Consider the following 20,170-nt stretch of genomic DNA (forward strand, 5'->3'; position numbering starts at 1 on the left):
AGTCCATCAGAAAAAACGTCCGGTTCAAAACCGCGCGGTCGGTCCGACCGAGACTGAAAAGTTGTCGGTCCTGTAGTTCGGCAGCGAGGAATCGATCTTCATATACTGGACCTGCGTCCGTACGCCGACATTCTTGTATACCTGCGCATCAAAGATCGCGCCGTAGCGTTGCTCCGTGTCGTTCCGCATCGTGAAGGGATCGACGATCGGATTAGGCGCATCATAATTAACCCAGCTAAAGCCGATCGTGGGCGCGATCACGAACTGATGCGGCGCGCCGAACACCGGCAGAGCAAACTCGTACGGAAACGCCATGTCGATCGAATAGCGTTTGTAGGAGTAATAATCGAAGATCGCGCGATTCTGATCGTATCCAGCGCGCGCCGTCCAATGCAGCGCTCCGAACCGCAAATCCGACGTGACCGCCGCCGACAGCAGATCGCCGGTCTGCTGGCTGGCCGTCGGAAAGTTACTCGAATCAGAGAAATCGCGGTGCCGCTGCTCGACGAACGCCTCCAGAAGTCCGAGATCGCCGACCGTCGTGCGCGCGGACACGCCGCCGCCGCCCGCCGAGAAATAATTGGCGTCCCCGAGCCAGACCTGATCGCCGATGCCGTAGAGCTTGAACGATGCGTTCTGGCCGATAGCAATGCGCGGCCCGACGACGAGTTCGACCAGGCCGAGATCGAACTGGCTGAGCTTGAATTGGTGCGAATTCAGGCCAAGGAAGCTCGCCTCGATAGCGTCCCCGCGCGTGCCGATCTTGTAGGCGTAGTTGGCCGTAAGTGTCTGGAAGAAATTCCAGTCGGGGCGCTTGCCGTACGCGCTGTCGAGAAGTGCCTCCTGGCCTAAGGCGCGCACCATCAGGCTTGAGGGACCGAGGTTGGCGTTGGTCTGATAGCGGAAGCCGGCGGTGGTGAACACGCTGAACTCGTAGCGCGCCAGCCGGCGGTCGATCTCGGTCAAATAGGCGAGAACCTGCGCCCTGATGTCATCAGGGGCGTCGGCAGCCTTGATCGCCTCCTGAAAATAGCTGCGCGCGAGTTCGTAAGAGCCGAGCTTGAAATACAGCACGCCCAGTTCGAGTTTCACGCGCGGCAGATTAGGATTGAAGAACAGCATACGTTCGAGCGCGCCGATAGCGGCTTCATAGTCGCCGCGCTTCACGGCTTGCTCCGCGAACTTGAAGCTCGCCTCCAGATCGGAGGGATTTTTGTACATCTGCTGAAACAGCGCATCGTAGTCCTGCTGGACCACGGTCGCCGCCGTGACGGGGGGCGCGGATGATTGCGCCGCGGCCCCGGAGCAGCAGGCAATCGTCATGAGCAAAATGAATACGGCTTTCGCCGTCTGGACAAGTTTCACGCCGCCACCACCCAAAACTATCTTTGATGCGAGGCTTCCGTTCCATCTCCGTGGAATATCGGGGAAATCCGCAACATAATGGGCGCCAGATTAGCGTTGGCCGGCCCAATTGGAACGACCCTGATCATCCGGCGAAGTGATTTCAGTGGGACGTCACCTTTTTACCACACATTGAAATAATGAAATCAATGACTTGGCGACATGATCCGAACAGAGGTGCGAAACATCACCAACGAGAGGGCGCCTCGATCGCCGCTTTGCCCCGCGGTGCGGCAAACTGCGTGACATCGGGGCCCTGCCCTTTCTATAAGGGAACGCGTGCGCTCGTAGCTCAGCTGGATAGAGCATCGGATTTCGATTCCGAGGGCCGGGAGTTCGAATCTCTCCGAGCGCGCCAATCAAATCAGATACTTAGTGACGTTCTCTGTTTGGCCTTTTTAGGTCGGGGAAACTGTGGGGAAACCTATTTCGGGCGAGTCGTGACCCCTCTGTAAAATGTTGTGGATTGGGCGAGCAGTTGCGCCCAACCCCCCACGGCCCGAGCGAGCCCGAGAGGGTGCGACCGGCTGCCGCATGTCGTTCCGTTGACGATGCCACGCTGGAAGTTGGGACGTTGCTCGGGAGCACTTTGGGAAAGCGGGCTTGATCTTCCTCGGCGGGCGGCGGCAAACCGATTAGCGACGCGTCGCTCGCGAAGACGATTGCTCGCCAAACCGAAGAGAGGCGACGACGCACGGCTTCCGCTCAACGTTCCGCGATTGGGCTGGCGATATGACGAACTTCCCGCGCGGGGTTTGCAAATGGACGAAGACTTCAAGGTGCCCTTCTTCGATCCCGATTATTGTCTGAAAGTGGTGCGATGGTCGTCGACTGTCTGCGTGGGATGGCTGTTGATCGAACTGATCCTGCTCGCCACCCTCAATCCTCTGTCCAAGAGTTGTCCTAATTGGACCATCTATCCGGGTACGCCGTCGGAAACGCACGTAGGATTGCTGATCCTATTATTCACGGCTGTTCCGACTGCGTGGGTGTGCTTCATCGTTATTCGATGGCGACGGTTTTCAGAGAAAATCTTTAACAGCATTCTGCAACGGCCCGATCTGATAACGGATCATCCGAACACGGTCTGGCTTGTCGTTTGCTTAAGCTGGACGCTCTTTTGTTCTTCCCCACTGTGGTTCATGCTCTCGAACTGCACAAACGTGTTCAGGTCACTTGGGTTTTAGGTCGTCATTGCGCATTCGCATCATCCGAACACCCGCTAGGCCGTCCACCATCCCTGATGCACGCTCGGTAAGCCCACGGCACAACGTAGCTCCCCGCCCATATGCCACGGCCCGCGCGCCGCGCCGAAGATGCGCGCGCCACCCCCTGTACAAATGTCGCAGATCGGTCATACTTTGAGCTTGGCTTGAAGGGAGGGTGCCGTGATGAACGAACACGACCGCGCCAATAAGTTGATGATCGTGACCATGACCGTTGTCAGTTTGCTTGTCGCGGGCAGCGTGGGTTTGGTTTGGAGCAGCGGCAACGCGCTTCCGTCGAAACCGATAGCAGAAGTTCCGAAGGCGAAGGCACAAGTCGCGTCCCCCCAAGCAGATGCAGTCGCCATGCTTGATAAGCGCTTGATACAGGTCGAATCCAAGATAAAGGTTCCCCCAACATTCGATACCTCTCAGCTCGAAGCACAACTTAAGGGTCTGGAGTCTCAGGTCGCGGCGATACAAACGCAGTTGGGCACTTTCAGGGTTTCGGATTTCGACGCTCTCAAGACGAAGACGGACAGCGCCGCGACGGCAAATTCTGAGTCCGTCAAAACGACGATAAACGCTCTTCAGACGGATGTAGGAAATCTGAACAAACGCTTCGATCAGCTTTCGCAGCAGGTTACTTCTGCCACAGCGCCGGAGCTCAAACCGGACCTCAAACAAAGCTCGCAGAAGTCGCAGCACTCGAAGTCGAGATAGAGAGACTACCGCGCAGAACCACCGGTTGTCTTTCCGAAGACGGCTCGCGAAGCTGCGGCAAGCCTTTCAGACGATCCGGTCTCAGCCGCCTCAAGCCGTCACGTAGACGATGAGCACGACAAAGCCGCTGATCGCGAGCGTGGCGTGAATGCCGATCAGCGTGCCCGAGAGCCGCCGCTTGCGAAGGCGCGCTGAAAAGAGGGCAAAGCCGACGACGGCCGCCAGCGCGATCAGCACGGCTGCAATCATGCCGAACGAGCCGGCCCCCTGATCGAGCCCACGAGGCGGCCCACGCAAGGCGAGACTGAGACAGCCGAGACCGCCGATGGCTATCAGTCCGTGCAATGCCGCCAGCCGCCAGGACGGCGCTGCAGCGCCTTCAGCCATATACATAACCGCAAGCACGGAGCCCAGCAGCACGGCAATTCCGAGGATGGTGAAAGCGGTGATCAGCACTGGCTTAACCCTTTTGTAGTCCCGCTCTCGATTGCCTATATGATTCCTGAACGGCGCTTATCGCATGCCGCAAGAGCTATCAGAACCATCAAACTCGCAGATCAGGACATCTTCAGGAAGGTGACCGCGCGGAACACCGCTTACCGAAGATCACGGGTTGCTACTCATTCAATTGAAAGAACGAGTTGATAAGCTGGGCGCTTCGCCATCGGTATTGTCCACCGCCGCGTTGATGAAAGTCCTTTCGCTGCATCATGAACTCGGGCAAGCTTGAACGGCTCTGAACAGCCTTGGAAGTCACGTATTACGGATTTCGATTCCGAGGGCCGGGAGTTCGAATCTCTCCGAGCGCGCCAATTAAACACTTAAAAACAGATGGTTTCTTCCAGTTTTTGCTTCGTTCTACGGTTAAGTTGGTGTTGCGAAGCTTTGCGTGCCGCCTCAAGCTGAATCAATGAGTTACGAACGACCACGGCGCGCTCCATGCAACCTGCGCTCCGCCTTATGCAACAAACTCTCGACTTCCCTGACGAAGAAGGCACGATCCTTCAATCATCCTCTTGAGCGGCAGCTAGGCACATGACAGCTCTTCACATTTTTGCCTTTGTGCCGTTCCTCGTGTTCGCGGCCGTTGCTGGCATCGTATTTTGGAATCGCCGGAGCGGTCGCCGCCAAAAATGACCGGACGCGAATCAAGGCCGCTTCTCGTTGGCGCGCGCGTGATCCTACCGACGCTGACAGGAAGCCAACGTCCAGGCATAGCGTGACCAGCGCGATGCCGAGGTCACATGTTCGGTTGTTAGATCAGGCCTCCGCCGATAGACGCTCGCGCGCCGACATGCAGTGTCTTCAGCATTGGCTATAATAGCAGATGACAATCGTGAGTCGGCCAGTGGCTCGCGTAAAGGTTTCCCAATTCGTTGAGGCCATGACGATGGCAGATGATTGGTGGGAATGGCGTCGAACACTCAGCCGGAAGCTTGCCTATCGTCGCGCGCAAGCGGGCCGACGATATTCATGCCCATGGTGGGCGGATAAGCAGGTTTACTGCCTTGCTTGGTTGCAAGGCAGGGGCCTGGAGATACCAAGGACACTCCTCGCAGACCCTACAGAGAACCCGCCGACGTGAACCGGCGGGCAATTCAATCTCAGCCAACCCTCAAATTTTCTGCGGACGTTTTGCCTCGGTTTTCCATCTCATGATAGCTCGCCTTGGCGCCCTCATTGAGCGAGCTAAGGCCAGCCTTCTCGACTGCCGAGATGTGAACAAAGACGTCCTTGCCGCCGCTGTCGGGTTGAATGAAGCCATATCCGAAGATTTCCCTGGTGATCCAGGGTGTCGCCCGGCAGCAACGACCTCGAGCAAGGGCGAATAGAAAACCCCGCCGGAGCGCTTTCGTGCGTGTGCAATCCGGATTAGGGTTCCGACGATTTCGAGCGCGATAGCCTGCTTTCATGAAGATTATTACCCAATGCGAAAAACGTTGATTGCTGCGGCCCTGTTCGGGTTCACTGCTTGGGCGATTGTCACGTTTGCTATGATGGTAGCGAAGTGGAACAGCCAAGTTGGGGGCGAGTCCAGAATCCAACAGCACTCGCACTAGCCATCATGCGATCAGGATTTGCTGGAAGGCATCAAGCTCGAGCGTTCGTCGCTCGTCGCGCGCATCCGCCGCCACCATCGCCAGCCCGACAATGGCCAGTGCCGTGAGAAGTGCAATGGGCCTTGCCGTTCACTAGTTCTCAGTTCAGAAAATCGCGCGCTGCCTTTGAGATTGCGGTAACGCAAAAATCCAGGTCTGCCTTTGCGCGACCGCAAAGACAGGAAAATTTATGGGATGCAGGGTTCGTCTGGAGGACCGACAGCTGGTCGAAAAGAGGCAGTGTCTCGGCCCGGCAGACGATCATCCTCAAGCTAGAGCAGTATGAACACGCCCCGGAAGGACATCCATAACTCCAATGTGCCGAAGCTCTGTCAGAGCTGTGATGTACGGCACAAGGGTATGTGCGGCGCGCTCAACGCCAACGAATTAGTGGACTTCGCCAAATTCACGCGTGTCGTAAAGGTATCCGCCGGCGACGTTCTCTTACAAGAGCAGGGACCGATCAGATCCTATGCCAATGTCATGCGCGGCGTACTCAAGCTGACCAAGACTTTGGCCGATGGTCGCCAACAAATCGTCGGACTTCAATTCGCGCCCGATTTCGTCGGACGACTTCATCAAGAGGAGAGCCATGTCCGGGTCGAAGCCTGTTCGGATGTTGAGATCTGCAGCATAACCAGGAACGCGCTGCGGAAGATGCTCGAAGAAAATCCGGCCCTCGAAGCAAAACTGCTACACCAAGCCCTTCGCGAAGTCGATCAGGGTCGCGAGTGGATGCTCGCGCTTGGACGAAAGACGGCACACGAAAAGGTAGCCAGCTTTCTCATGATGATGGCTTGGCAGATTGATCCGTTGGCGGGAGGCGATGCCGTTATAGCTTTCGATCTTCCGCTTACGCGCGCCGAAATTGGCGACTTTCTCGGCTTGACGATTGGAACAGTTTCGCGCGAGCTCACGCGGCTGCGGCGAGTCGGAGTAATTCAGATTTCCTCGCACCGCCACATCGACATTCTGGATCTCGAAGCGCTTCGCCAATGCGCCGGCTAAACGGAGCGGTCCTCGCGCCGGAGCCCTCAAAAACCAACTCACACGTACCCGCAAGACGCGGCGCTTTTGAGCAGGCCAAGAAACTCTTTCAGGAAGCTTTTGAAAAATGGAAGGCAGGACTCCCGCCAGGGCAGCTTGAGGAGAGCCTGATCTATAAACGACAAAAAGGCCCGACGCGGTGAAGCATCGGGCCGAGTCAGAGAGGAACGGACCCAGGGCGGGCCCGGATATCGCCGGGGTCTCTACCGGCAATTCACTCGTTTAACATACCCTCTATTTGTATAATTTGTTCTAGATCAATAAGGCATTGCACTCCATCGCCAAGCCGATCCCCAGCATCAGCAACGCCGCAGCGCATTGTGCGAAGAGATTCCATTCCTGACGTCTGACGCCCCAGAGCATCCTGTGAGAGAATAACGGCGTCTTTGCGCTAGATGAAAAACATGCGTGTGATCTGAATGTATTCTTGGCTTGTCGAAAGCAAAAAGGGAGATCGACATGCCAACCGAAACAATCATTGTGACCGCATTTGTTGCCGGCGTCATAGCCATATTTTCGCTGGCACTAGCTTATTGCGAGCGTCAGACCGAGAGCCACCGGCACGAATAACCCGCCAGCGTAAGCTCACAGAACTGCATGAATTGGCGGCGACCGCGGGCAGCTATATCGGTCTCACCGGTCACCGTCGTGAGAGAGACGCAAGATCAACCATACCTGGGAAGCTTGACATGTCTGATCATGGCGAATTGACGTACTCGACCGCGGAAGGAATGGATTATCCGGCGCACGAGGAAACGTATAAGTCCTTCATCAAATTCGGGACGATCGGTGCCGCGGTCGTGGTCACCGTTGTCGTGTTGTTGGCGATTTTCCTTATCTGATTAGCCGGTCGTCGTTCCTGATTTTCGTTCGCACTGCTCAACCCGTCTTTGAGGTGCCCCCTTGGAGACGGGCTTTTTGCACTGCCCGCCATTTTCTGCTTGCGCGCGTGGCCACGCCGTCGGCAGAGTGGCCCGGAGACCCCCCGTTAGACTCCAAAGAAAGCCTTGGCTGACATCCGAACGTTGGTCCGCTTCACAGAGCGGCGACATGGCTATCATGCAGCGCGACTGGTGCTGCCGCCACAACGCCAGCAATAGAAAACCCCGCCAGCCTGGACTGACGGGGAATTTGAGCCGGTGCTACCACCCAGGAGTAGGATAGTGGTTCGACATCGGATTTCTATCGCATGTTCCGCCAATTCCTGACGCTGTCGCTCTGCATGCCTCATAGGTCGAGAACCGGCAATCACCGGGCTGGCCCCAATCCTCGCCCTGCAAGCAGTAGGCATCATATTGAGCGATCATCGGATATTGAGCGAACGTCGTCCGAAATTGAGCCAACGTCCGATGTTGAGCTAACGCTGGCGCGCTGGCGCTAACCAGTGTTCCTATTGCCAGAACTGCTGAGAGAACTGTTTTCATGTCGCCTCTCCTTTTTACAGCCTAACGAAATTACGGCCCAACGAAGAAACACTGCGTCCGTTTCCATCAAATTCCCGCGATAGAGAACCCCGCCGTAGTCCCTATTGCGTGGGCGTGGCGATGGCTTTGGAACGTCTGCGGAGCGCGCCGGACGCAACTGGGGTCAACAATGTTTCGGGTGGAGGCCTCGACGCTGAGGCCAAGAAGAAGACCGGCAAGACCATGGAACAGTTGACCGAGGAAAAACGGAAAGAGCTCGACGAGAAGATCAAGAAGGCGGCGACGACAACATCAAGTACGCCAAGCGGGTGAGGAGTGACATTCTTCCATAGAAGGCACGCCCTCTTTCGCGAATGGGCCGGGGGAACCCGTTCCCACCCCGAGCATTATCTGCCTGGACGGATTAGCCATCCGTTCGCGCTCTATCCCCCAGAACCCGTCGGTGAGCCCCCTCGCCGGCGGGTTCTTCCTTCCGGAACATCTTTGCCCACACGTGCATTACGCGGTCCAGAGGGGCTTTGGTCGGGGTGCCGTCGATCTTCACTCAACTGAGCCCGTCTCGTTCGCCCGTGGCGGGCTTTCTTTTGATAGGAACGCTCTGAGGGGCCCGCGCATTAACTTTGCGGAACGGGTCGATTTACCTGCCCACGATCCCCGAACCCGAATTGGCTCGCTGTGGCCCTTTCCGGCGGGCCTTTTTGGTGGTGGGCCCATCGCCCCGGAACGCCCCCTCCACTCGCTGCGTTGCCAATACGGACGGGTCTGCAGTCCCACTGTGTTAGGGTTCCCTGGATGGGTTGCGGTCACCGGCCGGACCCGCCGGTGACCCGAGATCAGCGCCGGCGGGTTGCCTATCAGCCCGGCCGGGTTTTTGTTGGGCCAGATCGCGGCAAGCTGCGGGGCTTCTTTGCTATGACGTCGAACCCCCGCAGACATCATCTCTGCCTCGAGTCGCCCAGCAGGTGTTTTAGCATCGCATCGCAGGCGACTTCGGCCTCGTCGAAAGACTTAAATGGTGAGCCGATGATCTTGATTGCGCCGCGGCCTCCATAAAGCGGACGCCATGAGGCCACATAGCCTGGCCTACCGTGAAATCCGGGACCGGAAAAACTCTCGAAGAAACTGATTGTGAAGGAATAGCCGTCGCTATCCGCACTCCATATTTTCATGCCCTTGAGGACACGATGGAATTGGAGCGCCGCCATCCGATAGGGCGGGTCTCTGGACATCGCGATACTCCACATGCGATGCAGAAAATGTAATGCTGGCGGCGGCGATTGGGAGTCCAGCATTTGAGCGGGATCGACTGGTTCAAGCGGCGCCGAACGCCGTCCGCAAAGGCCGTGAGAGAGAGAGAGAGAGAGAACGGCTCGCCAAGCTAGAAATTTGCGGTTGGTGAAAGAAGTTATTCCGGCAAAGCCCGCCGGTGGATTCACCGGAGATGCGATGCGATCAAGGAATTCTCCCCAGTGGCCCACGATTCCGCAACTGTACGTTGACGAGCAGTTTGTCGGGGACTACGGACATCATCCGCGAGATAATTGCGTCGGGAAAGCGAAAAGGACCACTATGTCATCCCATCCGACCGACTTCCAGGGTTCCGTCATTGACGCGCTGCGCGAGGCCATCGAGCAGCAGATTCACAATTCACAGGCCACAGTCAACGGCGGCGGGGGACACTTCAGCATCGAAGTGACGTCGCCCGTGTTCGCCGGCATGAGCACGCTCGAGAGGCAGCGGCTGGTGTACAGCGCAATCGCTCACTTGATGCGGGGTGACGCGCCGCCGGTGCACGCCGTCGACAGTTTGAAAACTCGAACGCCCGCTGCGTCTTGAGCCGGATTTAGCAGGCTGCGGTGACCTGCGGGTCTTGAGCGCCGCGCTCGCTGTGCGGATCTCGGGTGCGCCGATATGCTCGCCGATACAGATGCGAGTCTCCCGCGTGGCAGCTGGGAGGGCCGGCGACGCCAGATGCAACGGCGCGTTCCAGGATAATCGCGAATAGATTTCAGGCTTGGCGCCATAAGCCTTCGCGATCTTCATCGCTTGGGTGGCGAGCTTCGCGTCGTTCGGTCCCTGGGCGCAATCTTTCGGGAAGCTCGCCGACGCGGCCTATCGGCGGTCGATCCAACCGCCGGGCTCGACCTCAATCTCTCCAGGCGGGAGGACCCCCGCCCGGTCATGCCGACCAAGGCCGAGCTGCAAGTCATCATCGCGGGCGCCACCGGTCGTTGGCGGCCTCTCATCCTGGTCGCGGTATTTTGCGGCCTGCAAGAGAGCGAGCTCCGCGGGCTGTTCTGGCGACTTTGAGGGACGCCAGATAATTGTTAGCCAGCGCGCCGATGCTTTCCACAAGATCGGCCGGCTGAAGTCGAAGGCCGGTTATAGATCGATCCCCTGCCCCCCGATCGTGATCAATGCCTTGCGCGAGTGGAAGCTGGTGTGCCCGAACGGCGCGCTGGGCCTCGTTTTCCCGACTGGCAACGGCCAGGTCGAATCCCACGCCAACATCGCCCGGCGCGGCCTGAGCCCCATCTAGTGGCCGGCGGCATGACTATGCCCGAGCCGGTCTTGGCCGAAAGCGGCAAGCCCACCATCAATAACGCCGGCGAGCTGGTGATGAGAGATGCCCCCAGATACGGCATGCACTCCCTACGCCACGCCTGCGCCGCGCTCTGGATCGAAAACGGCATGAATCCGAAAAGGATCTAGACGCTCATGGGCCACAGCACCATTCAGAGACCTTCGATACCTACGGGCACCTTCAAAGATGCTGAGGCCGACCAGGCTGACAGCAACACCAGCGCAACACCGCGGCACTAAACTATTGATTTCTCTGGCAGCGCCTAAGATTTCGATTCCGAGGGCCGGGAGTTCGAATCCCTCCGAGCGCACCAATTAAATCAAATACTTAGCGACGTTCGTGGTTTGCCCTTTTGGGCCGGGGAAACTGGAGCGGACCCATTCGGACATGGCTGCCCGCCCGCCTTATTTGATCCGATCGTTTAGGCCTCGATCTCATGATCGACCAGTTTTTTAAGCTGAAATAGCGCCGTTTCTTCGTAAGACATATCCGGCATTTTCTTGATCGCTGGCACCGCAGCCGTGAAGTTCGTCGGGAACAGGAGGACCAAATCATCACGCGTGTCGGCCTCATAGTCCGCAGTATATATTCGTCTTTTACCACGGTATTTGACCGTACCAGCGATTTCGCCCTCGTTACTCATGGTCGCACCTTCCGTCCGTTTCAGTCTGTTGGATCAATGATAGCTTCGGGGTCTTGGCGATCCCACATCTAGCAGTACTTGGTGTCTAACGGCACCTTAACCGGTAAATTCAGCGCCGTTGCCTGCCAGAAGTTCTTTCAACTGGCTGCGCATCAATTCCGCCTTGTCATACCTAAGCGAGGCAACCGTGATTTTATCGACCGCAACGACGATTTGGGCGCCTGCGTTCACGCATGAAATTTGGCCAGATGCATTATCAATGCCCGCAAGCGCCTTGCCTAATGCGTTTTCTAACCTCTCAGCTTCGCCCAAGCCCAGTATGAGCGGGTCACCCCCATCGATCACAACATCAATCGCGCCAACGCCCCTTTCGGGTCGAGCAACAAGCGTCCAACTGCTCACTGCTTGATCCTAAGGACTGGTGTGGCGTTCAAAAGCGCTCCTGCAAACCGGTCATATTCGGTATCGAGAAAGTAGATCTCAGTCATCGCTCAGCTCCTGTCAGTCGGATGCGGTAAGTCGCGACTCGCATATTTGGATGCGCGTATCAATGGGCGCAGGACCGGGAAAAGGCCACGCACCTGTATCATCGGGTTACGAAAGTTGATGATCCGGCGCACTTTCCTTACGTCGCTGCTTCAGTCGGCATGTCATCGTCTGTAACGGGCTTGATAGCCATCACGCTAGTCCCTCATTAGCTGGGTGTATGCGAGCGCGCTGCTTTGCCGAGCCGGTACCCCACCTCCTGGAGCGAATTTGCGTCTGCGGATGAGCGCTGGCTCCGGCGGGCCAAGCCTCTTGTGGAACCGTGTGGAACTTTTGGCGCAATCAGACATTGTTACCACGAGGATTCACAACGGAGGCTCCAGTGAAAAAGATCGTATTCGTAACATCGTTGATACTGGGAGCTGCGCTTTTGTCGACTCCTTCCATGGCAGTGCCTGCCAGTGGACCGGCGTCAATGCCGTCGTCTAGCGCCATTCAGCCAGTCCAGTTCTTTTACGGCGGACGGAACTACTGTTGGTATGACAACGGCTGGCAAGGCCCCGGCTTCTATTGGTGCGGCTATGCGGTCCGTCGTGGCATGGGTTGGGGCGGCGGTGCAGGCTGGCATGGCTGGCACGGCGGCGGCCACCGGTTCGGCGGCCATCACCACGATCATGGCCACGGCATTCATCGCGGCGGTCCAGGTCACTCCGGAATGCATCATGGCGGAAGGGGTCACGGCGGTGGTGGTCATGGCGGTGGTGGTCATGGCGGTGGTGGTCATGGCGGCGGTGGTCATGGCGGCCGCCACTAGGCTGGGGCCGGCCTAGCGCGGGAATGCCCCCTCTCCTTATCCTTCTGGGAAGGCTCTTGGAGAGGGCCGCATGATTTAATTCCAGATCACGAACTGATCTGCGACTGTCGCGCACGGGCATAACGCTCGTCGTGCTGTGTCGCGCTCTATTGTTAAGGCGTTCCTCGCGAGTTGTCGCATTGACGCGCTTGCGCCCTCTTTGACATAATGGCGTCGGGACAAGACTAAATGCCGGTTGCGAGCGGATCACCATGAAAAATGGGCTGTATTCGGTTCATGTCGCCTTGCTCGACGGGCGTATAGGCAAAGGCAGCGGCGTCGTGATGTTCCGCGACGGCAAGATCCTCGGCGGCGATGCCTATCTGTTCTATACGGGCAGCTACTTCACGAAAAACGATGGCACGTTCAGGGGCGAGGTTCTGATCCAGTGCCATACACCGAGTCCCGACGGCAAGCTGCTGTTCGACAGTTCGGACCCCGTGGGTATCGGTGTTACCGGCACATTCACGGATACGACCGGAACAATGAACGGCACGGCACTGGTCGGAAAGGCCAGTCAGATTTTCCAGGCGACGCTGCGTAAGCTGGCCGAAGCGGACTAACGGATTTTGGAAGAACCCATGTCGTCGCTCGCGGGTGTCGTTGCATGGTTCGAGCCGCTACTCCGCAACCAGTTCCATCGGTGCGACGCGCGGTAAAAAGATTTGAATCCGCGTACCTTCCCCGGATACGGAGTCGAGATCGAGACGCCCGCCGAGACGGTTCGTCACGATGTTGTGGACGATGTGCAGACCGAGACCGGTGCCGCCCTGATCGCGCCGCGTCGTGAAGAACGGGTCGAAAGCCTTGCGCCGCACATCAACGCTCATGCCGCATCCGTTGTCGGAAAACAGGATCTCGACATTGTCCCGGCCGAGTCCCCGCACACTGATATCGACCGCGCCGCCGTTGCCGTCCGGAAAGGCGTGCGCCAGCGAATTGAGGAAAAGATTGGTCAGCACCTGTCCGTAAGGCCCGGGATAGCTGTTCATCGCCAAATTGGGCTCGCAATCGACCGACAGCGTTACATTGTGCTTGCGCAGGCCCGGACGCAGACTCATGACCACTTGCTCAGTCAGTTCGCCCAAATCGAAAGTCCGCTTGTCCGAATAACTGCGGTCGGCGGCAACCTGCTTGAATGACTGGACCAATTCGGCCGCGCGATTGAGATTGGCGACAAGCTGCGACGCCGCATCGCGATTGGTCGCGACGAAATCGTTCAGGCTCGAGCGCCGCAACTCCCCACGCGCGACTTCCTCGGCGAACATGGCGATCTTGCGCTCCAGCGATGAGGCTACCGTCAGGCTGATGCCGACGGGATTATTGACCTCGTGCGCGACGCCGGCCACGAGACGGCCGAGCGCCGCAAGTTTCTCCGCCTCGATCAGCGAGTTCTGGGTTTCGCGAAGGTTGCGCAGCGCCGCTTCGGCTGCGTCCTTGGCCTGCCGCATTTCGTGCTCGCTGCGCTTGCGCTCGCCGATGTCGAGTGCGACCGTAACGATGTTCTCGATCCGGCCGTCGGCGCCGCGGATCGGCTGCTTATTGACAAGCCATTGCCGCATCGTGCCTGACGAATCCTCATACTCTTCTTCGTAGAATCCGAGCTCCTTGCCGCTTTCGAGAACTTTCTTGTCGTTCTCGTCGGTCTTTGCCGCGCCGTAACGTGACATCAGATCGCTCGTCGTCCGCCCGATCGCATCCGCAGGTTCTATCCCGAAGATGCCCGCCATGTAGCGATTCATCAGGACATAACGCAGGTCGGGATTCTTGACGTTGATCACTGCGGGCACGGTGTCGATCACGAGCTGCAGCACGCGCCATCCTTCTGAGATAGCCTCTTCGGCGCGCCGCTGATCTGTGATGTCGCGAACCACGCCTTCATAACGGACGACGCGGCCGTTCTCATCGCGCACTGCGGTCGCGCTGTCGGAGAGCCAGAGAACGCCGCCGTCGCGTTGGCGCACCTGATATTCGAACCCGCGGACGGTCCCGTCACGTTCCATCCGCGACTGGTATTCGTCACGCGCATTCGGATCGACGTAGATCGTATGCGTGCTATCACTGATGCCGTGCATCAGCTCGTCTGAAGTGTCATAGCCCAATATCCGCGCCAGCGCCGGGTTGGCATCGAGCAGTTGACCAGCCGGCGTCGTGACGTAGATGCCATCGACCGAGCCTTCGAACAGCTTGCGGTAACTCTCCTCGGCAAGACGCTGCTCGGCGAGCGCGTGAACGGCGGCTTCCCGCGCTGAATCGGCTTCAGCGAGCGTCCGGCGAAACACTTCGGCGGCGCGGGCGATATCGCCAATCTCGTTATTGATGTCGGTTGCAGGAATTGACGTCTCCCGCTTGCCGCCAGCCAACTTCCGGATCGCCCTCGCGATTGCCTTCAGAGGCCGGATCGTCCGCCGCACCACAAACATGGCTGCTAAGAGACCAATTATGATTCCCACGCTGCCGAGAATGATGCTCTGCCATTTGGCTTCGGCCAGCGTCCGCGCGAAATCGTGCGAAAGCACCCGCTCGCGCTCCGCACTGAGTTCGCGCAACAATTTCGTTACTCGCCCGATCAGCCGACCCTCGGTCCCCAGCACATCCTTGTCGATGTCGACGATCTCACGCTCCCGCAGAGATATCGCAATAACAGCATCGGCGTAGGCCTCAACGGCGGCGCGCACCACGGGCTCACGGATGGGGATGGCGCGCATCTTTTCCGCGGACTGCTCCGCGGCGGCAGGGTCATGCCCGAGCAGTGCGGCGGCGACGTCGCTCTGGGCTCGAAACAGCGTTCCTGAGGCAGAGTGGTCGGCGGCCTGCTCGGTGACTGTCTCAAGCTTTTCGCGGAGCCGCGGCAAGGTCTCGATCAACTTTGCGCGGCTTGCGATCAGGTTCGTCACCCGCTCTATACCGCTGCGGTAGGCTTCCAGGCGCGTCGTGACGCCGTCGATCATCTCCTGTTGTTCTGGCGCGAGCTCGATACGCGTCTTCTTAAGCAGCTCGTTCAGCGATGATGCAGCGCCCCACATCCGGCTGGATTGCGCGCCTGGATCGGTGACGTAGTCTCGCGCCGCGAGGCGCAGTTCGTTCATGCGGCGGTCGATTTCCTCTGCAAGGTCGCCGACGCTGTCCAGCCGCTGCAATTCGGCGAAGGTATTGTCAAGATGACGGGTCGCAACGACGTTGGCCACACTGGTTATCGCAATGATAGCCAGCACCAGCAAAAAGCCGCCGAACGTAATCTGGCCGATCGACAGCGAGAATGAGCGCATCCGCTGAACAAGTGTTCCGAACCTGAATGGCATGGTGTTTACGACCGGCTTCCCCGACGGCCCAATATATGCCGGATTGCGGCCTCGGGGAACATGAGGTCTAGGTTAACGGGAGCGTTGTCCGGCAGGGCGGACCCCGCCGCCGCCCTATTCCGCTGCGATCTGCCGTGGTGCAGGCGGAGGAGCCGCGAGATCGCGCACCAATTCCGCATGACGGAAGTTGACGTCGGCCACCGCTTTTCCTTTGATCGGGCCATAACCACGGATGCGATCAGGCTGCGACAACAGTTCGATTGCGCTTTCAACATTGGCCGGCGAAAGCCTGTCGAGCACAAGAGCCACATCCCGTTCGTAACCTGCGATCAGGTCACGGTCCAACCTGCGCTCGGCGCTGTAGCCGAACACATCGAAAGCGGTGCCGCGCAAACCTTTCATCTTCGCCAGCAGACGAAAAACCGGCATCATCCGCGGCCCGTCATAGGACTTCTTGGCAGGACGCCCGAGCGCGTCCTTCTTGTTGCCGAATATCGGCGGCGCGAGGTGGAAGCTGATCCTGTAGTCCCCTTCGAACTGATCGCCAACCTGTTTTTCGAAACGGCCGTCGGTATAGAGCCGCGCCACTTCGTACTCGTCCTTGTAGGCGAGCAGCTTTGCGTAATTGATCGCCACGGCGCGAGGCAGCTCATCGTCGCACCCCGCCCTGACCGTCACACTCCTGACGCGATCGACAATCAAACGATATTTTTCTGCAAGCCTCTTATTCTGGTAGTCGGCAAGGTACGCCGAGCGGTGTGCAACGATCTCCTCGAGTGACATGTCTTTGAGCGTCTTCGGCGCGGCAGCCTCGTCGTTTCCCTTCATCATCGCCGTAAGGCGCGTAGAATCGACCACCGCAAGCCGCCCGAGCCGGAACGCCTCGATATTCATCCTGACAGCAACGCCATTCACCTCGATCGCCTGCTCGATCGCCGCCGCCGTCAACGGCAGCAGGCCTTTCTGATAGGCATACCCCATCATCATCATGTTGGTGGCGATGGAGTCGCCGAGCAGCGACGCGGCCGGCTTGGTGAAGTCCAGGAAGGTCGAATCCTTGCGCAGTGCGGTTTCAAGAACGAGACCAACCTTTTCGCTCTGAAAGTTGAAATCGCGATTGAGAACGAAGCCGGCCGTGGGAATGAGATGGGTATTGATGACGCCACGAGTGCGACTCGACTTACACAGCATCATCGTGTCCGGGGCAGCAGCCACCACCTCATCGGCGGCGATGACGAGATCGGCGGTACCGGTGACGATGCGCGAACAGGTCACGTCAGCGGGATTCCGTGACAGCCGGACATGGCTCAGAACCGCGCCGCCCTTCTGAGCAAGACCGGACATATCGAGGATCATGCTGGCGTTGCCCTCGATATGCGCGGCCATGCCGAGCAGTGCGCCGATGGTCAGTACACCTGTGCCGCCGACACCTCCGACCGCGATGTTGTAGGGCTGCTCCAGCGATGGCCGTGACGACGGTTCGGGCAGTTCACCAATCACGCCAAGGTCGGCCGGCGCGCGCTGGCGAAGGCGTCCACCGTCAACCGTGACAAACGACGGACAGAATCCCTTGATGCAGGAATAATCCTTGTTGCAGGACGACTGATTGATGGTGCGCTTGCGTCCCATCTCGGTCTCCAGCGGCTCCACCGAAATGCAGTTCGACTGCACCGAGCAATCGCCGCAGCCTTCGCAGACGGCAGGATTGATCAGCACACGACGCTGCGGATCTTCCATGGTGCCACGCTTGCGGCGGCGGCGTTTCTCGGCGGCGCAGGTCTGCACAAACACGATTGCCGAGACGCCCTTGGTTTCCCGGCAGGTCTTCATGACCGCATCGAGATCGTCGCGATGCGCGGTCCTGGTTCCCGGTGCGATATCGGCGGCTGGATAGCCATCCGGATTCTCGGATACGAGGTAAATGTCGTGGACGCCTTCGGAGTGAAGCTGGAATGTGATCCGCTGCGGCGATAGCTCGCCGTCGACATGCTGGCCGCCGGTCATGGCGACCGCATCGTTATAGAGAATTTTGTAGGTGATGTTCGCCTTGGAAGCCACCGCCTGACGGATTGCCAGGCTTCCGGAATGGAAATAGGTGCCGTCGCCGAGATTGGCGAAGATGTGCTTCTCCCCGGTGAACGGCGCAATTCCGACCCACGGCGCACCCTCGCCGCCCATGTGTGTGAACGTTTCGGTGTTACGGTCCATCCACAGCGCCATGAAGTGACAGCCGATGCCCGCCATAGCGCGGCTGCCGTCAGGCACCCTGGTCGAGGTGTTGTGTGGACAGCCCGAGCAGAAATACGGTACGCGAGCAATTGGCGTCGCCGCCTGCATCTGCGTCGCCTGTCGGCCGTTGAACCAGTCTGCCTTGGCGCGCAGCATCTCGGCGATTTCCGGATTAAGGTTCAGGCGCAACAATCGCTCGGTCAACGATGTCGCCAGCGACGCGACACTCAGTTCCTGCGCGAACGGCAGAAACCGCTCGTCGTGATCATCCATCTTGCCGACGATGCGCGGCCGCACGTCGTCGCGCCAGTTGAACAACTCCTGTTTGACCTGGTTCTCGACGATCTCACGGCGTTCCTCGATGATGAAGATCTCCTCGAGCCCGACGGCGAATTCACGCACGCCTTGCGGCTCCAGTGGCCATGGCATACCGATCTTGTAAAGCCGCAAACCGATTTTGGCGGCGACCTGCTCGGTGATACCAAGCTCGCGCAACGCCTGACGAATGTCCTCGTAGCTCTTGCCGGACGCCATGATGCCGAACCGGGCGTGCGGCGAGTCCATGGTAATGCGGTTGATCTTGTTGGCGCGGGCGAACGCGACCGCGGCAAAACCCTTATGATCCTGCAAGCGCCGGTCCTGGTCGTGGCGGTCGTCGGGCCAGCGCAGGTTCAGCCCGCCCGGCGGCATTTCGAAATCCGTTGGCATGACAAACGGAGTGAGTTCGTCGGTGAGGTCAATCTCGGCGGTGGTCTCCACCGTCTCGGTGATGACCTTCATCCCGACCCAGCAGCCGGAATAGCGCGACATCGCGATGCCGAGCAGACCCATCTGAATCATTTCATGGATCGATGATGGGTAGAGGTAGGGCATCAGCGCCGCGATGAACGCGTGATCCGACTGATGCGGAACGGTCGAGGATTTGGCGCCGTGGTCGTCGCCGGCCAGGCACAGCACACCGCCGTTCCTCGCCGAACCCGCCGCATTGCCGTGACGGAAAACGTCGCCGCAGCGATCGACGCCGGGGCCCTTGCCGTACCATATCCCGACCACGCCATCATAGCGCGCACCCGGCGAAAGATTGAGCTGTTGTGAACCCCAGACCGCCGTCGCCGCGAGATCCTCGTTCACGCCGGGCTGGAATTTGATGTTGTACTGCTCGAGATGGTTGCGCGCAGCAAAGAGCTGCTGGTCGTAGCCGCCGAGCGGCGAGCCGCGATAGCCGGAAATGAAGCCCGCAGTATTGAGGCCCGCGGCTCGATCGCGACGGATTTGCGCCATCGGCAACCGAACAAGCGCCTGAATGCCCGTTAAGAAGACGTGGCCGGTGCCTTGGGTGTATTTCTGATCGAGGCTGATCGGACCTTGGTTGATTCCCATTGCGCCCTCTCCGCTCGTGGCTGCGACGGCTCTCTTACAGTTAGTAATACAAATCCTTTAGAACCAGTCTCTATCACCGAATGCTTCACAGCTTCCGGCAACTGGAAAAAGCGTTCAAGGGGCGTAATTTCGTTGCTAAGAAGCTAGCGTCGTTTTCGACTTGTGTCGCTGCAAGGCTCTATCGCGCAAGGACGTGACCGTGTGCGACGAGATACGGTAGACTCAGATCGTAGCGCGTCGAGCCGCGCGACGGCACGAACCCGGAATCAACCAATCGCTCATCGGATCGGTGCCCTCTCTAGGCGCATAGCTCAGGATGAGGGTTCGTCCCGCGACCCTTCACGGTCTTGATGTCGTCCCTTTTCCCGAATGTCATGCAAAGTGGAAAGCACGCCCGTGGGTCCGCTTCGTCGTGGCCTACCCTCTGCCCGGCGGAACAGATGGTTGTCTCCAACGTATTATCCCTTTGGAAAACGGAGGATGAGCATGGCCAACGACCGAAATTCGCCCGATCCATATCAGCGTGACATCGCCGATAGTGATGTGCAGAGGGCCAAACGTCTCGACGAAGAACTGCAAGCCGATCCGGCACTTGCTGAGGTTCTGTACGCGGCGGTCGCATCACCCTGTACGCGGTTGCCATCGTCATCGTACTCGTCGCACTGTTCTATGGTATCAACAGTTCGACAGGCCCGACGGAGACGAGTTCGACCGCGCAGCAATCCACAAGCCCGAACACGGCGCAGAACAACGCTTCGAAGCCGCCGGTGGGTCCGGGGCGTTCGTGACGT

At 58.7% G+C, this 20,170-nt stretch carries 20 protein-coding genes, 1 tRNA gene and 1 pseudogene; 12 read left to right on the forward strand and 10 right to left on the reverse strand.

Translation table 11 applies throughout. The annotated features are described in order from the left end of the window. Nucleotides 1-24: 24 nt before the first annotated feature. The gene (locus ACSZOQ_RS07995) at nucleotides 25-1,365 is read right to left on the reverse strand and encodes a tetratricopeptide repeat protein (RefSeq protein ID WP_439925441.1); all 1,341 of its coding nucleotides are present in this window, start codon (nucleotides 1,363-1,365) and stop codon (nucleotides 25-27) included. A 320-nt stretch (nucleotides 1,366-1,685) separates the two neighbouring features. Between ACSZOQ_RS07995 and ACSZOQ_RS08000 the strand changes: the two genes are divergently transcribed. Then, nucleotides 1,686-1,762: transfer RNA gene (locus ACSZOQ_RS08000), tRNA-Arg, on the forward strand. A gap of 193 nt (nucleotides 1,763-1,955) precedes the next feature. After that, nucleotides 1,956-2,591, forward strand: a complete 636-nt coding sequence (locus ACSZOQ_RS08005; RefSeq protein ID WP_439925442.1) for a hypothetical protein — start codon at nucleotides 1,956-1,958, stop codon at nucleotides 2,589-2,591. Between the two features lie 4 nt (nucleotides 2,592-2,595). Here the strand turns inward: ACSZOQ_RS08005 and ACSZOQ_RS08010 are convergent. Continuing rightward, nucleotides 2,596-2,715, reverse strand: a pseudogene (locus tag ACSZOQ_RS08010) (thermonuclease family protein); the annotation flags it as partial. 80 nt (nucleotides 2,716-2,795) lie between these two features. On the opposite strand from ACSZOQ_RS08010, the gene ACSZOQ_RS08015 reads away from it, so the two are divergent. Then, a complete protein-coding gene (locus ACSZOQ_RS08015; protein ID WP_439925443.1) occupies nucleotides 2,796-3,332 on the forward strand; it encodes a hypothetical protein in 537 nt (178 codons plus the stop codon). 90 nt (nucleotides 3,333-3,422) lie between these two features. Here ACSZOQ_RS08015 and ACSZOQ_RS08020 read toward each other — a convergent pair whose 3' ends face one another. Together ACSZOQ_RS08020 and ACSZOQ_RS08025 are read right to left on the reverse strand one after the other, a co-directional pair. Beyond that, the gene (locus tag ACSZOQ_RS08020; RefSeq protein WP_439925444.1) at nucleotides 3,423-3,788 is read right to left on the reverse strand and encodes a hypothetical protein; all 366 of its coding nucleotides are present in this window, start codon (nucleotides 3,786-3,788) and stop codon (nucleotides 3,423-3,425) included. A 1,148-nt stretch (nucleotides 3,789-4,936) separates the two neighbouring features. Next, nucleotides 4,937-5,119, reverse strand: coding sequence for a cold-shock protein (locus tag ACSZOQ_RS08025; RefSeq protein WP_439925985.1), 183 nt, complete (start codon nucleotides 5,117-5,119; stop codon nucleotides 4,937-4,939). A 594-nt stretch (nucleotides 5,120-5,713) separates the two neighbouring features. On the opposite strand from ACSZOQ_RS08025, the gene ACSZOQ_RS08030 reads away from it, so the two are divergent. Beyond that, the gene (locus ACSZOQ_RS08030; RefSeq protein ID WP_439925445.1) at nucleotides 5,714-6,439 is read left to right on the forward strand and encodes a Crp/Fnr family transcriptional regulator; all 726 of its coding nucleotides are present in this window, start codon (nucleotides 5,714-5,716) and stop codon (nucleotides 6,437-6,439) included. A 728-nt stretch (nucleotides 6,440-7,167) separates the two neighbouring features. Next, complete coding sequence (locus ACSZOQ_RS08035) at nucleotides 7,168-7,320, forward strand: aa3-type cytochrome c oxidase subunit IV (RefSeq protein ID WP_439925446.1); 153 nt, start codon at nucleotides 7,168-7,170, stop codon at nucleotides 7,318-7,320. Nucleotides 7,321-7,620: 300 nt separating this feature from the next. On the opposite strand, the gene ACSZOQ_RS08040 is transcribed toward ACSZOQ_RS08035, so the two are convergent. Beyond that, a complete protein-coding gene (locus ACSZOQ_RS08040; RefSeq protein WP_439925447.1) occupies nucleotides 7,621-7,902 on the reverse strand; it encodes a DUF3551 domain-containing protein in 282 nt (93 codons plus the stop codon). Nucleotides 7,903-8,022: 120 nt separating this feature from the next. Between ACSZOQ_RS08040 and ACSZOQ_RS08045 the strand changes: the two genes are divergently transcribed. After that, complete coding sequence (locus ACSZOQ_RS08045; protein ID WP_439925448.1) at nucleotides 8,023-8,214, forward strand: hypothetical protein; 192 nt, start codon at nucleotides 8,023-8,025, stop codon at nucleotides 8,212-8,214. A 623-nt stretch (nucleotides 8,215-8,837) separates the two neighbouring features. On the opposite strand, the gene ACSZOQ_RS08050 is transcribed toward ACSZOQ_RS08045, so the two are convergent. Beyond that, nucleotides 8,838-9,338, reverse strand: a complete 501-nt coding sequence (locus ACSZOQ_RS08050; RefSeq protein ID WP_439925449.1) for a hypothetical protein — start codon at nucleotides 9,336-9,338, stop codon at nucleotides 8,838-8,840. Between the two features lie 133 nt (nucleotides 9,339-9,471). Here ACSZOQ_RS08050 and ACSZOQ_RS08055 point away from each other — a divergent pair, with 133 nt between their 5' ends. The 4 genes from ACSZOQ_RS08055 (at nucleotide 9,472) to ACSZOQ_RS08070 (ending at nucleotide 10,614) form a co-directional block, all read left to right on the forward strand. After that, complete coding sequence (locus tag ACSZOQ_RS08055; RefSeq protein ID WP_439925450.1) at nucleotides 9,472-9,738, forward strand: BolA/IbaG family iron-sulfur metabolism protein; 267 nt, start codon at nucleotides 9,472-9,474, stop codon at nucleotides 9,736-9,738. Between the two features lie 345 nt (nucleotides 9,739-10,083). After that, nucleotides 10,084-10,212 carry a hypothetical protein gene (locus ACSZOQ_RS08060; RefSeq protein ID WP_439925451.1) on the forward strand — a complete coding sequence of 43 codons (129 nt, stop codon included), beginning with the start codon at nucleotides 10,084-10,086 and terminating at the stop codon, nucleotides 10,210-10,212. A 100-nt stretch (nucleotides 10,213-10,312) separates the two neighbouring features. Beyond that, complete coding sequence (locus ACSZOQ_RS08065) at nucleotides 10,313-10,441, forward strand: hypothetical protein (RefSeq protein WP_439925452.1); 129 nt, start codon at nucleotides 10,313-10,315, stop codon at nucleotides 10,439-10,441. Between the two features lie 17 nt (nucleotides 10,442-10,458). Further along, on the forward strand, nucleotides 10,459-10,614 hold the full coding sequence (locus ACSZOQ_RS08070) for a hypothetical protein (protein WP_439925453.1): 156 nt from the start codon (nucleotides 10,459-10,461) through the stop codon (nucleotides 10,612-10,614). Between the two features lie 293 nt (nucleotides 10,615-10,907). On the opposite strand, the gene ACSZOQ_RS08075 is transcribed toward ACSZOQ_RS08070, so the two are convergent. Continuing rightward, nucleotides 10,908-11,129, reverse strand: coding sequence for a hypothetical protein (locus tag ACSZOQ_RS08075; protein WP_439925454.1), 222 nt, complete (start codon nucleotides 11,127-11,129; stop codon nucleotides 10,908-10,910). 96 nt (nucleotides 11,130-11,225) lie between these two features. After that, nucleotides 11,226-11,531: a hypothetical protein gene (locus ACSZOQ_RS08080; protein WP_439925455.1), complete on the reverse strand. Its 306-nt coding sequence runs from the start codon at nucleotides 11,529-11,531 to the stop codon at nucleotides 11,226-11,228. A gap of 710 nt (nucleotides 11,532-12,241) precedes the next feature. Between ACSZOQ_RS08080 and ACSZOQ_RS08085 the strand changes: the two genes are divergently transcribed. Together ACSZOQ_RS08085 and ACSZOQ_RS08090 are read left to right on the forward strand one after the other, a co-directional pair. Continuing rightward, nucleotides 12,242-12,445 (forward strand): hypothetical protein, encoded by a 204-nt coding sequence (locus ACSZOQ_RS08085; protein ID WP_439925456.1) that lies wholly within the window; start codon nucleotides 12,242-12,244, stop codon nucleotides 12,443-12,445. A 235-nt stretch (nucleotides 12,446-12,680) separates the two neighbouring features. Continuing rightward, a complete protein-coding gene (locus ACSZOQ_RS08090) occupies nucleotides 12,681-13,031 on the forward strand; it encodes a GrlR family regulatory protein (RefSeq protein WP_439925457.1) in 351 nt (116 codons plus the stop codon). 57 nt (nucleotides 13,032-13,088) lie between these two features. On the opposite strand, the gene ACSZOQ_RS08095 is transcribed toward ACSZOQ_RS08090, so the two are convergent. Both ACSZOQ_RS08095 and ACSZOQ_RS08100 read right to left on the reverse strand, forming a co-directional pair. Next, nucleotides 13,089-15,770, reverse strand: a complete 2,682-nt coding sequence (locus ACSZOQ_RS08095) for a PAS domain S-box protein (protein ID WP_439925458.1) — start codon at nucleotides 15,768-15,770, stop codon at nucleotides 13,089-13,091. A 114-nt stretch (nucleotides 15,771-15,884) separates the two neighbouring features. Continuing rightward, a complete protein-coding gene (locus tag ACSZOQ_RS08100) occupies nucleotides 15,885-19,379 on the reverse strand; it encodes an indolepyruvate ferredoxin oxidoreductase family protein (RefSeq protein WP_439925459.1) in 3,495 nt (1,164 codons plus the stop codon). Nucleotides 19,380-20,170: the final 791 nt, after the last annotated feature.

This window comes from Nitrobacter sp. JJSN (assembly GCF_051912485.1).
In the GTDB taxonomy this organism is placed as follows: Bacteria; Pseudomonadota; Alphaproteobacteria; order Rhizobiales; family Xanthobacteraceae; genus Nitrobacter.

Coding starts and splice junctions, on each gene's coding strand:
- ACSZOQ_RS08005 (WP_439925442.1), top strand. CDS start 1,956: ATGCCACGCTGGAAGTTGGGACGTTGCTCGGGAGCACTTTGGGAAAGC.
- ACSZOQ_RS08015 (WP_439925443.1), top strand. CDS start 2,796: ATGAACGAACACGACCGCGCCAATAAGTTGATGATCGTGACCATGACC.
- ACSZOQ_RS08030 (WP_439925445.1), top strand. CDS start 5,714: ATGAACACGCCCCGGAAGGACATCCATAACTCCAATGTGCCGAAGCTC.
- ACSZOQ_RS08035 (WP_439925446.1), top strand. CDS start 7,168: ATGTCTGATCATGGCGAATTGACGTACTCGACCGCGGAAGGAATGGAT.
- ACSZOQ_RS08040 (WP_439925447.1), bottom strand. CDS start 7,902: ATGAAAACAGTTCTCTCAGCAGTTCTGGCAATAGGAACACTGGTTAGC.
- ACSZOQ_RS08045 (WP_439925448.1), top strand. CDS start 8,023: ATGGCTTTGGAACGTCTGCGGAGCGCGCCGGACGCAACTGGGGTCAAC.
- ACSZOQ_RS08055 (WP_439925450.1), top strand. CDS start 9,472: ATGTCATCCCATCCGACCGACTTCCAGGGTTCCGTCATTGACGCGCTG.
- ACSZOQ_RS08060 (WP_439925451.1), top strand. CDS start 10,084: ATGCCGACCAAGGCCGAGCTGCAAGTCATCATCGCGGGCGCCACCGGT.
- ACSZOQ_RS08070 (WP_439925453.1), top strand. CDS start 10,459: ATGCCCGAGCCGGTCTTGGCCGAAAGCGGCAAGCCCACCATCAATAAC.
- ACSZOQ_RS08075 (WP_439925454.1), bottom strand. CDS start 11,129: ATGAGTAACGAGGGCGAAATCGCTGGTACGGTCAAATACCGTGGTAAA.
- ACSZOQ_RS08085 (WP_439925456.1), top strand. CDS start 12,242: ATGGCTGGCACGGCGGCGGCCACCGGTTCGGCGGCCATCACCACGATC.
- ACSZOQ_RS08090 (WP_439925457.1), top strand. CDS start 12,681: ATGAAAAATGGGCTGTATTCGGTTCATGTCGCCTTGCTCGACGGGCGT.
- ACSZOQ_RS08095 (WP_439925458.1), bottom strand. CDS start 15,770: ATGCCATTCAGGTTCGGAACACTTGTTCAGCGGATGCGCTCATTCTCG.
- ACSZOQ_RS08100 (WP_439925459.1), bottom strand. CDS start 19,379: ATGGGAATCAACCAAGGTCCGATCAGCCTCGATCAGAAATACACCCAA.